Annotated in this window: 14 protein-coding genes; 9 read left to right on the forward strand and 5 right to left on the reverse strand. The window is 71.4% G+C overall.

Annotated features, from left to right (window positions below; genetic code table 11):
* The 9 genes from mshD to pstB all read left to right on the forward strand — a co-directional run.
* Positions 1–560: mycothiol synthase (gene mshD, locus AC2W7G_RS03090; protein ID WP_485867149.1), on the forward strand; the 560-nt coding region annotated here is incomplete at its 5' end.
* A 91-nt stretch (positions 561–651) separates the two neighbouring features.
* Positions 652–2,760: an RNA degradosome polyphosphate kinase gene (locus tag AC2W7G_RS03095; protein ID WP_485867161.1), complete on the forward strand. Its 2,109-nt coding sequence runs from the start codon at positions 652–654 to the stop codon at positions 2,758–2,760.
* A 20-nt stretch (positions 2,761–2,780) separates the two neighbouring features.
* Positions 2,781–3,665: an NUDIX hydrolase gene (locus tag AC2W7G_RS03100; protein ID WP_485867150.1), complete on the forward strand. Its 885-nt coding sequence runs from the start codon at positions 2,781–2,783 to the stop codon at positions 3,663–3,665.
* 255 nt (positions 3,666–3,920) lie between these two features.
* Complete coding sequence (locus AC2W7G_RS03105) at positions 3,921–5,087, forward strand: hypothetical protein (RefSeq protein ID WP_485867151.1); 1,167 nt, start codon at positions 3,921–3,923, stop codon at positions 5,085–5,087.
* Between the two features lie 13 nt (positions 5,088–5,100).
* Positions 5,101–5,397 (forward strand): hypothetical protein, encoded by a 297-nt coding sequence (locus AC2W7G_RS03110; protein ID WP_485867152.1) that lies wholly within the window; start codon positions 5,101–5,103, stop codon positions 5,395–5,397.
* Between the two features lie 176 nt (positions 5,398–5,573).
* The gene (gene pstS, locus AC2W7G_RS03115; RefSeq protein ID WP_485867153.1) at positions 5,574–6,659 is read left to right on the forward strand and encodes a phosphate ABC transporter substrate-binding protein PstS; all 1,086 of its coding nucleotides are present in this window, start codon (positions 5,574–5,576) and stop codon (positions 6,657–6,659) included.
* A gap of 76 nt (positions 6,660–6,735) precedes the next feature.
* Positions 6,736–7,677 (forward strand): phosphate ABC transporter permease subunit PstC, encoded by a 942-nt coding sequence (gene pstC / locus AC2W7G_RS03120; RefSeq protein WP_485867154.1) that lies wholly within the window; start codon positions 6,736–6,738, stop codon positions 7,675–7,677.
* Complete coding sequence (gene pstA, locus AC2W7G_RS03125) at positions 7,677–8,759, forward strand: phosphate ABC transporter permease PstA (protein ID WP_485867155.1); 1,083 nt, start codon at positions 7,677–7,679, stop codon at positions 8,757–8,759. Before pstC ends, pstA begins: the two co-directional genes overlap by 1 nt.
* Before the next feature lie 27 nt (positions 8,760–8,786).
* The gene (gene pstB, locus AC2W7G_RS03130; protein WP_485867156.1) at positions 8,787–9,566 is read left to right on the forward strand and encodes a phosphate ABC transporter ATP-binding protein PstB; all 780 of its coding nucleotides are present in this window, start codon (positions 8,787–8,789) and stop codon (positions 9,564–9,566) included.
* A gap of 92 nt (positions 9,567–9,658) precedes the next feature.
* On the opposite strand, the gene AC2W7G_RS03135 is transcribed toward pstB, so the two are convergent.
* The 5 genes from AC2W7G_RS03135 to AC2W7G_RS03155 form a co-directional block, all read right to left on the reverse strand.
* The gene (locus AC2W7G_RS03135) at positions 9,659–10,657 is read right to left on the reverse strand and encodes an anion permease (protein WP_485867162.1); all 999 of its coding nucleotides are present in this window, start codon (positions 10,655–10,657) and stop codon (positions 9,659–9,661) included.
* A 20-nt stretch (positions 10,658–10,677) separates the two neighbouring features.
* A complete protein-coding gene (locus AC2W7G_RS03140; RefSeq protein ID WP_485867157.1) occupies positions 10,678–11,295 on the reverse strand; it encodes a DUF47 domain-containing protein in 618 nt (205 codons plus the stop codon).
* 84 nt (positions 11,296–11,379) lie between these two features.
* Positions 11,380–11,532 carry a hypothetical protein gene (locus AC2W7G_RS03145; protein WP_485867158.1) on the reverse strand — a complete coding sequence of 51 codons (153 nt, stop codon included), beginning with the start codon at positions 11,530–11,532 and terminating at the stop codon, positions 11,380–11,382.
* 81 nt (positions 11,533–11,613) lie between these two features.
* Positions 11,614–11,925, reverse strand: a complete 312-nt coding sequence (locus tag AC2W7G_RS03150) for an ATP-binding protein (protein WP_485867159.1) — start codon at positions 11,923–11,925, stop codon at positions 11,614–11,616.
* A complete protein-coding gene (locus AC2W7G_RS03155; RefSeq protein ID WP_485867160.1) occupies positions 11,922–12,434 on the reverse strand; it encodes a histidine kinase dimerization/phospho-acceptor domain-containing protein in 513 nt (170 codons plus the stop codon). Before AC2W7G_RS03155 ends, AC2W7G_RS03150 begins: the two co-directional genes overlap by 4 nt.
* Positions 12,435–12,585: the final 151 nt, after the last annotated feature.

Here is a 12,585-nt window from a genome sequence, read left to right on the forward strand (position 1 = left end):
GACCCAGGTGTGGGCGCACGGCGACCTCGCCCGCCGCCCAGGCGCTGGCCGCGTCCGCGGGGCTGCGCGCCGTCCGCACGCTGCTCGTGCTGCGGCTCGAGCTCGACGAGGCACCCGCACCCGAGCGCGTGCCCGACGGCGTCACCCTGCGCAGCTTCCGGCCGGACGACGTCGACGCGATCGTGCGCGTGAACGCGCGCGCCTTCGCCTCGCACCCCGAGCAGGGCGCCATGGACCGGGCCGACTTCGAGCGCCGCGCCGCCAGCGACTGGTTCGACCCCGAGGGACTGTTCGTGGCCGAGTCCGGCGGCGAGGTCGTCGGCTTCCACTGGACGAAGGTCGAGGACGGCGTCGGCGAGGTCTACGTCGTCGGTGTCGACCCCGACCACCACGGCGGCGGCCTCGGCACGGCGCTGACCGCCCGCGGGCTGCGCCACCTGTGGGAGCGCGGCCTGCGCGTCGTCGACCTGTACGTCGAGGGCGACAACGGACCGGCTCTCGCCGTCTACCACCGGCTGGGCTTCGCGACCCACGCCAAGGACGTCCTCTACGCCCGCTGACCTGGCCGTCCGCCGGCCGCCCGGGGTTCACGCCGCGTTCATGTTGCCGGGGCAGCGTGGACGCGTGGAGACTGCCGACATGTCCGTGGCCATGGAGGAGCCGGCGTCACCGGACGAGTACGACGTCGACCCGCCCTTCGACGCGGCCGCGAGCGACCTTCCCCGCGACCGCTTCCTCGACCGCGAGCTCTCGTGGCTCGCGTTCAACGCGCGGGTGCTCGAGCTGGCCGAGGACCAGGACCTCCCGCTGCTCGAGCGGGTCCGCTTCCTGTCGATCTTCGCCAGCAACCTCGACGAGTTCTTCATGGTCCGCGTCGCCGGCCTCAAGCGCCGCATCGCCGCGGGCGTCGCCGTGCCCAACGCCGCCGGGGCGCCACCGAGCCAGGTGCTGGACGACCTGCTGCGTGCCGCCCAGGTGCTCATGCGCCGGCACGCCGAGTCCGCCGCCCAGGTGGTGCCGCTGCTGGTCGACGAGGGCATCCACCTGCTGCGCTGGGCCGACCTGACCGACGCCGAGCGCGCGCACGCCGGCGAGGTCTACCGCGAGCGCGTCTTCCCGGTGCTCACACCCCTGGCGGTCGACCCGTCCCACCCGTTCCCCTACATCTCGGGCCTGTCGCTCAACCTGGCCCTGTTCGCGCGCAACCCCGAGTCGGGCAAGGAGCACTTCGCCCGGGTGAAGGTGCCGCCGATCCTCGACCGCTGGCACCACCTCGGCGACGGCCGCTACCTGCCGCTCGAGGAGATGATCGCCGCCCACCTCGACCTGCTCTTCCCGGGCATGGAGGTGCTGGCGCACCACCTGTTCCGCGTCACCCGCAACGAGGACCTCGAGGTCGAGGAGGACGACGCGGAGAACCTGCTCAAGGCGCTGGAGCAGGAGCTGCTGCGCCGCCGCTTCGGCCCGCCGGTGCGGCTGGAGGTCGAGGACGACGTGTCGGACGCGGCGCTGGACCTGCTGGTCAGCGAGCTGGGCATCCGCGCCGAGGAGGTCTTCCGCCTCCCCGGGCCGCTGGACCTGCGCGGCCTGGCCCAGATCGCCGACCTCGACCGTCCGGCCCTGCACTACGAGCCGTACGTGCCGCGCACCCACCGGCACCTGGCCGAGGTCGAGACCTCCAGCCCGGCCGACATGTTCGGCGCGCTGCGCAAGCGCGACGTGCTCGTGCACCACCCGTACGACTCGTTCGCGACCAGCGTCCAGCGGTTCATCGAGCAGGCCGCCGCCGACCCCAAGGTCCTGGCGATCAAGCAGACGCTCTACCGGACGTCCGGCGACTCGCCGATCATCGACGCCCTCGTGGACGCCGCCCGGGCCGGCAAGCAGGTGCTCGTCCTGGTCGAGATCAAGGCCCGCTTCGACGAGCAGGCCAACATCAAGTGGGCCCGCAAGCTCGAGCGCGCCGGGTGCCACGTCGTCTACGGCGTCGTCGGGCTCAAGACCCACTGCAAGCTGGCCCTGGTGCTGCGCGACGAGCCCGACGGCCTGCGCCGCTACGCCCACGTCGGCACCGGCAACTACAACCCCAAGACGGCGCGCGTGTACGAGGACCTCGGCCTGCTGACCGCCGACCGCGACATCACCGCCGACCTCACCGACCTGTTCAACAACCTGTCCGGCTTCGCCCGGCGCCAGTCGTACCGCCGCCTGCTCGTCGCCCCGACCGGCGTCCGCGACGGGCTGCTCGAGCGCATCGCCGCCGAGGTGTCGCACCACCGCGCCGGCCGCCCGGCCCGCATCGTGCTCAAGGTGAACTCGCTCGTGGACGAGGTGGTCATCGACGCGCTCTACGAGGCGTCGCGGGCCGGCGTGCCCGTCGACCTGGTCGTCCGCGGCATCTGCGCCCTGCGTCCCGGTGTCCCCGGCGTCAGCGAGAACATCCGCGTCGTCAGCGTCCTGGGCCGCTACCTGGAGCACAGCCGGGTCTTCTGGTTCGCCTCCGGCGGGGAGCCGCAGGCGTGGATCGGGTCGGCCGACCTCATGCACCGCAACCTCGACCGCCGCGTCGAGGTGCTGGTCCGCGTGCCCAGCGCCGAGCACGTCGCCGAGCTCGGCGAGCTGCTGGACCTGCTCACCGACGACGACACCACGAGCTGGCGGCTGGGCCCGGACGGGGCCTGGACCCGGCACGTCGGCACGCGCGACGCGCACCACGCGCTGATCGCCCAGGCGCGGGCCGCCCGGCGTCCGCGCGGCTGAACCCCCACAGAGAGGTGACCATGAGCCACTCCCCCGACACCGTCGTGCTCGCCGCGGGCGCCGTCGTCTGGCGCCGCCGGGCGGGGGGCACGAAGGGCGCCCTGGAGGTGCTCGTGGTGCACCGCCCGCGGTACGACGACTGGTCGTTCCCCAAGGGCAAGGCCGACCTCGGCGAGCGCGTGCAGCTGACCGCCGTGCGCGAGGTCGAGGAGGAGACCGGGCAGCGCATCCGCCTGGGCGTGCCGCTGGACGAGGTCGGCTACGTCGTCAACGGCGGTCACAAGCGCGTCTCGTACTGGTCCGGCCGGCTCGTGGGCAGCGCCCAGCCGTTCGTGCCCAACGACGAGGTCGACGAGATCGCGTGGGTCTCGCCCAAGGCCGCCCAGGCCATGCTGAGCCACGACACCGACCAGCGGGTGCTGGAGCGCTTCGTCGACGCGGCCATCGACCGCTCGCACAAGACCCGCACCCTGGTCGTCGTGCGGCACGGCAAGGCGGTGCAGCGCGACGACTTCGTCGGCGACGACGTCGACCGCCCGCTCACCGCGCAGGGCCGCGACCAGGCGATCGCGCTGCGCGGCGTCCTGGACGCCTACGGCGTGCGGCACGTCGTGGCCAGCCCCGCCCTGCGCTGCACCCAGACCGTCGAGCCGTACGCCGACTCGCTGGGCACGTTCCTCGAGCTCGACGAGCGGCTGGGCGAGCAGACCACGTCCGGGCAGGTCGGCCGCGCCGTGGACGCCCTGCTGGACCGGCGCAAGCCCACGGTCGTCTGCACCCACCGCCCGACCCTGCCCCTGCTGTGGGCCGCGCTCGGGCTGGACGGCCCGCGGCTCTCGCCCGCCGGCGTGCTCGTCGTCCACCACCGCAAGGGCCGCGTCGTCGCGCTCGAGGAGCTCCGCTGACGGGCGCGGAGACTCAGTCCGGTCCAAAGGACTCATCGGTGATGGGATCTCCCGATTCTGCCCCGCGCCGAATCCTTCCGCGATAACGTCCCTCGCGCACATGTGTGGGCCGGGGGCTGCACAGGATGGGTGGCCCCATGGATCGAGTGATTGCTCCGGCTCGCGCTCGACCCTGCGAAAGGAAGACGCGCGTGTCTTTACCACCGCTCACCACTCCCCCGCGAGGCACACCGTCGGCGTCTGATCACCACGGCAGTGGCGACGCTCGTCGTCGCCCTCGGCGCGTCGGACCTCGGAGCCCCTCCCGCCAGCGCCTCGCCAGCAGCTGACCCCGTCGCCTCCGAGCAAGTCGCGGCCCAGGTCGAGACGTCGGCGCTGCAGGCTGCCGTCGCCGCATACTCCAGCGGTGATGCCGCTGCCGCCACCTATCTTGCGACGGTCGTGGCGCCCGAGGATGGACGCCCTCTTGATGATGCCGCCGGCGTGGAGCTGGACGACGAGGGAACGCTCGTGCTGGCTGGTGAACGGTACGGTGCGTCGGGCTTGGGTATCGGTGTCGCTGGCGCCGATGCCACGCCAGTGATTGTGGATGGAGCGGCGGTAAGCACGGACGTGCAAACCGACCTAGACGTCGTCGCTCGGGCCACGGACAAGGGCGCTCAGCTGATCGCGGTCCTGGCCAGCGAGGCCGCTCCGGACGAGATCCCTTTCACGCTCGACCTGCCCGACGGGGCCGAGTTGGCTCAGCGGTCGGATGGTTCCATCTCGGTGAGCGCACCGGTAGAGACGCAGGTCTCGTTGCCTGGCGAGGACGACCGAATTGCCGCCGCCGTGAAGCAGATCCTGGGCGGTGACCCGACCGAGACCGCAGACCTCGGACTCAGCGACGACCAGATCGAGGCGCTCGCGGCCGTCCCGGACGCACGCACGGAGGTCACCACGCAGGTTCAGCAGGTCGGGGAGATCGCCGCACCGTGGGCGGTAGACGCCAACGGGACGCCGGTGGCCACGCGGTACGAGCTCGACGGCGACACGCTCATCCAGGTCGTCGAGACCGACGCGAGCACCGCGTTCCCGGTCGTGGCCAACCCGTCGTTCTGGTGGTGGACCAAGAACATCGCGATCTGCGTCGCCCAGATTGCGACCATCTTGGTCCCGGGCAAGATCGCAGCGCTGGGCGCCAAGATCGCGAAGATGGCCAAATCGAACAGCAATGTTCGCAAGGCGAAGGCAGCCATCGATGCCATGGGAGGCCTGAAGAAGGCCCTCAACAACCTGCGCATCTACATCCAGAAGAAGGGGGGTGGCCTCTCGGCGGCCAACAAGCGTCGCGTGGAGGACATGCTCAAGTACGGAGGCAATATGCTGGCTGAAGCACTCGGGATCGGAACCTGTTACACCGTCGGCAAGGAGATCTTCTGATGGAGTCACGCCGATGACGTACGTACTGGCCGCCATGTCGGCATTCGCAGCGGGTGCGCTGCTCCGGTCCGAGGTCTGGCCACGGGCGGACCGCGAGAGGGGCTGGCGGCTCCTCGTGCGCCTCGTCGCGCTCGTCGCCATGGTCGCGACCGGCTTCGGAGCGTCCTCGCTGTTCGGGGACGGAGGCTCGCCGCGAGCTCTCGGCCTCGTCGCAGCGGTGCTCTGGCTGCCCCAGCTCCTGCTCGCCCTGGCGTTCCCCGCCCTGCCCGCCGGCCGGGCCAGCGCTCGCTCGACCCGGCAGGACGCCTGAAGGACGAACGGTCCATGGGCCGCCGGATCCCACGATCCGGCGGCCCTTCGCTGTTCTCGACCCACAGCCGAAAGGCAGGGTTCACCGTCCGTTCACCTCGCGCGGGGGATCGATACACCTGGCGTGCCTAGCGTCCTGGATGTCAGACCCCCAGACATCGAAAGAGGAACCAGGACGTGAACCGCACCCTGCGCCGCGCCAGCCTCCCGGCTGCCGCCCTCGCCCTCGCGCTCAGCCTGAGCGCGTGCAGCGCCGCGAACGAGGCCTCCGGCGACACCGACGCCGAGTCCAGCCTGACCGGCACCCTGAACGGCGCCGGCGCCAGCTCCCAGGAGGCCGCGGTCGGCGCCTGGAAGCAGGGCTTCCAGACGGCCAACTCCGACGTCACCGTCAACTACGACCCGGTCGGCTCCGGCGGCGGTCGTGAGCAGTTCATCGCCGGCGGCGTCGCCTTCGCCGGCACCGACTCCGCCTTCGACGAGGAGGAGACCGCCGCCGCGGCCGAGAAGTGCGCCAGCGACCTGGTCGAGGTTCCCACCTACGTCTCGCCCATCGCGGTCATCTACAACCTCGAGGGCGTCGAGGACCTGCAGCTGTCGCCCAAGACGATCGGCGCCATCTTCCAGGGCACCGTCACCACCTGGGACGACCCGGCGATCAAGGCCGACAACCCGGACGCGACGCTCCCGTCGACCAAGATCACGCCCGTGCACCGCTCGGACGACTCGGGCACGACCAAGAACTTCACCGACTACCTGGACCAGGCGTCCGAGGGCGCCTGGAAGGGCGGCGTCGTGGAGACCTGGCCGGTCAAGGGCGGCGAGGCGGCCGAGGGCACCTCGGGCGTCGTGCAGGCGGTCGGCAACGGCACCGGCACCATCGGCTACGCCGACGCCAGCCAGGCCGGCGAGCTCGGCACGGTCAACGTCAAGGTCGGCGAGGACTACGTCGGCCCGACCGCCGAGGCGGCCGCGGCCATCCTCGACGCGAGCGAGCAGGCCGACACCGGCGCCGAGACGCAGCTGGTCTTCGAGCTCAACCGCACCACGACCGAGGCGGGCGTCTACCCGATCGTCCTGGTCTCCTACATGGCCACCTGCCTGGACCACGCCGACGACGCCCAGGGCGAGCTCGCCAAGGGCTGGTTCGAGTACGTGACCGGCGAGGACGGCCAGAAGGCCGCGGCCGAGTCGGCCGGCTCCGCGCCGCTGTCGGACTCGGTCTCGGAGCAGGTCGCCGAGATCGTCGCCAAGATCTCCTGATCCACCAGGCCGTCCGGCGGCTCCCCCTCCCGGGAGCCGCCGGGCGGCCGCCGCAGTCCCCCTCGAAAGGCACTTCGTGACCACCACCTCCGCCCCACGCCGACCGCGTGGGGTCCGTCGCGTCGGCGACCGGGTCTTCCGCGGCCTGTCGACCGGAGCCAGCCTGCTCATCCTGCTCGTGCTGGCCGGCGTCGCCGTCTTCCTGACCGCCGAGGGCATCCCCGGCGTGACCGCCTCGCCCGACGAGGTCAAGAGCGGCGAGTCGTTCCTGCCGTTCGTCGCCCCGCTCGTCTTCGGCACCCTGCTGTCGTCGCTGCTGGCGCTGCTCATCTCGGTGCCGGTCTCGGTCGGCGTCGCCCTGTTCATCTCGCACTACGCCCCGCGCCGGCTGGGCGCGACGTTCGGCTACGTGATCGACCTGCTCGCCGCCGTCCCCAGCGTCGTCTACGGCGCCTGGGGCATCGCCGTGCTGGCCGGCTGGCTGGTCCCCTTCTACGGCTGGCTCGAGGGCAACCTCGGCTTCATCCCGCTGTTCGCCGGACCGGCCTCGGCCACCGGACGCACGATCCTCACCGCCGGCATCGTCCTGGCCCTCATGATCCTGCCGATCATGACCGCCATCTGCCGCGAGATCTTCCTGCAGACGCCCCGGCTGCACCAGGAGGCCGCGCTGGCCCTGGGCGCCACCCGCTGGGAGGTCGCCCGGATGGCGATCTTCCCCTACGCGCGCTCGGGCATCGTCTCGGCCGCCATGCTCGGCCTGGGCCGCGCGCTCGGCGAGACCATGGCCGTCGCCATGGTGCTCTCGGCCAGCGGCGTGGTCACGGCGAACCTGATCAGCTCGACGAACCCCAGCACCATCGCGGCCAACATCGCGCTCAGCTTCGGTGAGGCGAGCGGCCTGACCGTCAACGCGCTCATCGCGTCCGGCCTGGTGCTCTTCGTCATCACCTTCATCGTCAACTTCTCCGCGCGCGCGATCGTCGACCGCCGCAAGGACTTCTCCGGAGCCAACTGATGAGCACCCTCCTGAAGCCCGACGAGTCGTCCACCGGCGCGTCCCGGTCGCTGGCCGACCAGCTGCGCGGCCGCTCGCTGCCCCGCGGCGCCGGACGCGTCGTGGTGGGCCTCGCCCTCGCTGCCGTCCTGGTGGCCCTGCTGGCCGGGCTCTCCCCCGTCGTCGCCGTCCTCGTCGGCTGGCTCGTCTGCCTGGGCCTGCCCGCCTGGTCGGCGGCCGTCGAGGGACGCCGCAAGGCGGTCGACCGGCTCGTCACCGTGCTGGTCACCTCCGCGTTCGCGCTCGCGCTGCTGCCGCTGGCCAGCATCCTGTGGACGGTCGTCTCCAAGGGCGGCCCGGCGCTGTCGGCGGAGTTCTTCACCTACTCGATGCGCAACGTCGTCGGCGAGGGCGGCGGCATCTACCACGCGCTGGTCGGCACGCTGCTCATCACCGGCGCTGCCACCGTCATCAGCGTGCCGATCGGCCTGCTCACGGCGATCTACCTGGTCGAGTACGGCCAGGACGGCCGCCTGTCCCACTGGATCCGCTTCCTCGTGGACGTCATGACCGGTATCCCCTCGATCGTCGCCGGCCTGTTCGCCTACGCCCTGTTCGTCGTGTTCTTCGGTGAGGGCGTGCGCATGGGCATCGGCGGCTCGGTCGCGCTGTCGGTGCTGATGATCCCCGTGGTCGTCCGCTCCTGCGAGGAGATGCTCAAGCTCGTCCCGAACGAGCTGCGCGAGGCGTCCTACGCGCTGGGCGTGCCCAAGTGGCGCACCATCACCAAGGTCGTGCTGCCCACCGCCCTGGCCGGCATCGTCACCGGCATCACGCTGGCCATCGCCCGCGTCATCGGCGAGACGGCCCCGCTGCTGATCATCGCCGGCATGACCGACTCGGTGAACTTCAACCTGTTCGACGGTCGCACGGCCACGCTGCCGGTCTTCGCCTACACCTCGATCCGCAACCCCGGCGTGCCGCCGGAGTTCGCGCTCGAGCGGGCCTGGGGCGCCGCGCTGGTGCTGCTGATCATCGTCATGCTGCTCAACCTCGCGGCACGACTCGTCTCCTACTTCTTCTCCCCCAAGGGCGAGCGCTGAGCTCCCCGGTCTGACAAGGAACCCATCATGGCCAAGAGCATCGACGTCTCCGACCTCAACATCTACTACGGCGACTTCCTCGCCGTCGAGGACGTCACCATCGACATCCCCGCCCGCTCGGTGACCGCCTTCATCGGCCCCTCCGGGTGCGGCAAGTCCACCTTCCTGCGCTCGCTGAACCGCATGCACGAGGTCATCCCCGGCGCCCGCGTCGAGGGCAAGGTGCTCATCGACGGCCAGGACCTGTACGGCGAGGACATGGACCCGGTGAACGTCCGCCGCTCCATCGGCATGGTCTTCCAGCGGCCGAACCCGTTCCCGACCATGTCGATCTACGACAACGTCATCGCCGGCCAGAAGCTCAACAGCAAGCGGATGAAGAAGGCCGACGCCGACACCATCGTCGAGCGCTCGCTGCGCCGCGCCGGCCTGTGGGCCGAGGTGAAGGACCGTCTGGACAAGCCCGGCTCGGGCCTGTCCGGCGGCCAGCAGCAGCGGCTGTGCATCGCCCGCGCCATCTCGGTCGAGCCCGAGGTGCTGCTCATGGACGAGCCGTGCTCGGCGCTGGACCCGATCTCCACCAGCGCGATCGAGGACCTCATCCACGAGCTCAAGACCGACTACACGATCGTCATCGTCACGCACAACATGCAGCAGGCCGCCCGCGTCTCGGACGACACGGCGTTCTTCAACCTGTCGGGCGTCGGCAAGCCCGGCCGCCTGGTCGAGGTGGGACGCACCGAGAAGATCTTCTCCAACCCCGAGGACAAGGCCACCGAGGCCTACATCCAGGGTCGCTTCGGCTGAGCCGGCGCCCGGCACGACGACGAAGGCCCCGCCCGGGGAACCGGGCGGGGCCTTCGTGCGTCTCCCCTCGACGGGCGCGGGGAGCGGTGCGGCTAGGGCAGGAACAGCCGGGCCACGTAGTACGTGCCTGCGGCGACGGCGGCCGCGGCCGGCATCGTGACGATCCAGGCGACGACGATGCCGCGCGCGACGCCCCAGCGGACGGCGCTGAAGCGCTTGGTGGCGCCGGCGCCCATGATCGCCGAGGTGATCGTGTGCGTCGTCGAGACCGGGGCGTGCAGACCGATCGCCATGCCGTAGAGCACGGTGGCGGCGGTCGCCTCGGCGGCGAAGCCGCGCGGCGGGTCGAGGTCGATGATGCGCCGGCCCAGCGTGCGCATGATGCGCCAGCCGCCGCTGTAGGTGCCGAGCGCGATGGCCGTGCCGGCCGCCGCGATGACCCAGAACGGGACGTCGTCGCCGTCGGCGTAGCCGCCCGCGACGAGGGCCAGCACGATGATGCCCATCGTCTTCTGCGCGTCCTGCAGGCCGTGGCCCAGCGACATGCCGGCGGCCGAGAGCGTCTGCGCCAGGCGGAAGCCGCGGCTGACGCGGCCCGGGTTCGCCTTGCGGAACAACCACATGATCGCGGTCATGATGAGGAAGGCGCCGAGGAAGCCCAGCAGCGGCGACAGCACCATCGGGATGGCGACCTTGTCGACCAGGCTGTCCCAGTGCACCGTGGTGGCCGAGGCCGCGCCGGCGCCCACGATGCCGCCGATGAGGGCGTGCGACGAGGACGACGGGATGCCGAAGTACCAGGTGATCATGTTCCAGGTGATCGCCCCGACGAGGGCCGCGAGGACGATCGTCAACGCGTGCTGGGCCCCGTCGCGGGTGATCGCGACATCGATGTCGATCAGTCCCTGGATGGTCTGCGCGACCCCGACGCCCAGCAGGGCGCCGACGAAGTTGAGCACCGCCGCCATGGCGAGCGCCGCGCGCGGGGTGAGGGCGCGGGTCGAGACCGAGGTCGCGATCGCGTTGGCCGCGTCGTGGAAGCCGTTCGTGTAGTCGAACACGAGTGCGATGGCCACCACGACGATGACCATGAGGAGAGTGGAGTCCACGCTCAGGACTCCTTGACGGCGATCTGCTCCACCGTGTTGGCGACCGACTCCAGGGCGTCGATGGCGTGCTCGAGGGAGTCGACGACGTCCTTGAGCTTCATCACCTCCAGCGCCTTGTACGTGCCGCCGAACAGGTGGGCCACGATGCGGCGGTACGCCCGGTCGCCCTGGTTCTCGAGCCGGTTGATCTCGATCCAGAACTCCTCGAGGTCCTTCATCGTCCGCAGTCGCGGCATCGCCTCGGCGGTCAGCTGGGTGGCGCGCTGGAGCACCTCCACCTGCTGGGCGACCTCCGGCGGCAGCTCCTGGAGCTCGTAGAGGCCGATCAGGTCGACCGTCTCCTCCATGAAGTCCATGACGTCGTCGAGGAGACCGGCGAGCCGGTAGATGTCCTCACGGTCGAACGGGGTCACGAAGGTGCTGTTGACCCGACGGACGATCTTGTGGGTCGTCTCGTCGGCCTGGTGCTCCGCCTCGCGCATGCGCTCGGCGATCGCGGCACGATCGTTGCTGGGGTCGAGCATCTCGGCGAGGAGACGCGAACCTTCGACGAGGTGGGACGCCGATTCCGTGAACAGGTCGTAGAACGACGTCTCCACGGGACGCAGGCTGAAACGCACGACAAACTCCAGTCGACGGTGAGTGGGCCACGGCAATGCTAGGTCATGGCGCAGAGGGGCAGGAACACGCAGGCCGTGCGGGACTCAGGAGCGGGCGTCGAGGCCCAGGATGCGGTCGACCTCCGCCTGGGTCAGCGGGGTCTCACGGGTCGAGGCGGCGATCATGAGGTCGCTGGTCAGCTCGATCTCGTCCAGGGCCGCGTCGTCGCGCAGCCGCTCGTCGAGGGGCTCCGCCATGGTGCCTCCTGAGGTGCCCGTGCCAGGTCGATCCCCCAGGGCCAGGGTAGGCCACGCTCCGCTCTCGCGCACCTGTCCTCGTCAGGCGAGGACGTCGTCACCGCCGGTGCGGGGCAGGCGCAGCACGTAGCGGGTCGTCGCGGCGTCGTCGACGAGGAGCTGTCCGCCCATCGACTCGGCCAGCAGCGAGATCGCCGACAGGCCGCCGCCGACGCCGCGGACCTGGTGGATGACGCCCGGTGCGGCGGTGCGCGGCCCCTCGTCGCTGACCGACACCACGTCGTACGACCGCTCGCGGGACACGACGACCGAGATCGTCCCCCGGCCGTGGGCCAGCGCGTTGTCGAGCAGCGCCTCGACGACCTGGGCGACCGGGCCCGGGACGAGCGTCACCGGCACCTCGCGTCGCCGCCGAGCCGCAGGCTGCGCCCCGCGGCGCGGGCCGGCTCACGGAAGCGGTCGATCGTCCCGGCCACCAGCCGCACGAGGTCGACGTCGACGGCCTGGCCGAGGTTCGCCCCCTTGCGGTCGAGCAGCAGGTCGCCGATCGCCGCGTCGAGCCGGTCCAGCTCCCCCATGGCGGCGGTGAGCTCCTGCGCGACGTCGGGCGGCGTCTGCGGCCAGAACGAGAGGTCCTCGAGCACGAGCCGCAGCGACGTGACGGGGGTGCGCAGCTCGTGCGAGGCGGTCACGGCGAGCTGGCGCTCGCGGGTGACGAGGTCGTCCAGCTGCCGGGCGGTGCTGCGCAGGGCGTCGCCGAGCGCCTCGGCCTCGGGGACGCGCGAGTGGGGCACGTCGACGTCGAAGCGTCCGGTGCCCAGGACGCGGGCGGACTCGGCCAGCCGCCGGAACGGGTGGGCCAGCCGGCGGGCCAGGACGAAGCCGACCACCGCCGAGAGCACGGCCAGCCCCAGGCGAGCAGGACGAGGGGCGTGAGCGCGTCCGAGACCCCGCTCGTCGACCGCGTCGCGTCCCGCGCTGCACCGTCACTCGCCGCCGCCCGCGCAGGCTCGCGGGAGGCGGTGAAGGCGTCGTCGCCGACCGGGTCGCCGG

The sequence above is a fragment of the Aeromicrobium sp. PFPM2_SD2 genome (genome assembly GCF_057364525.1).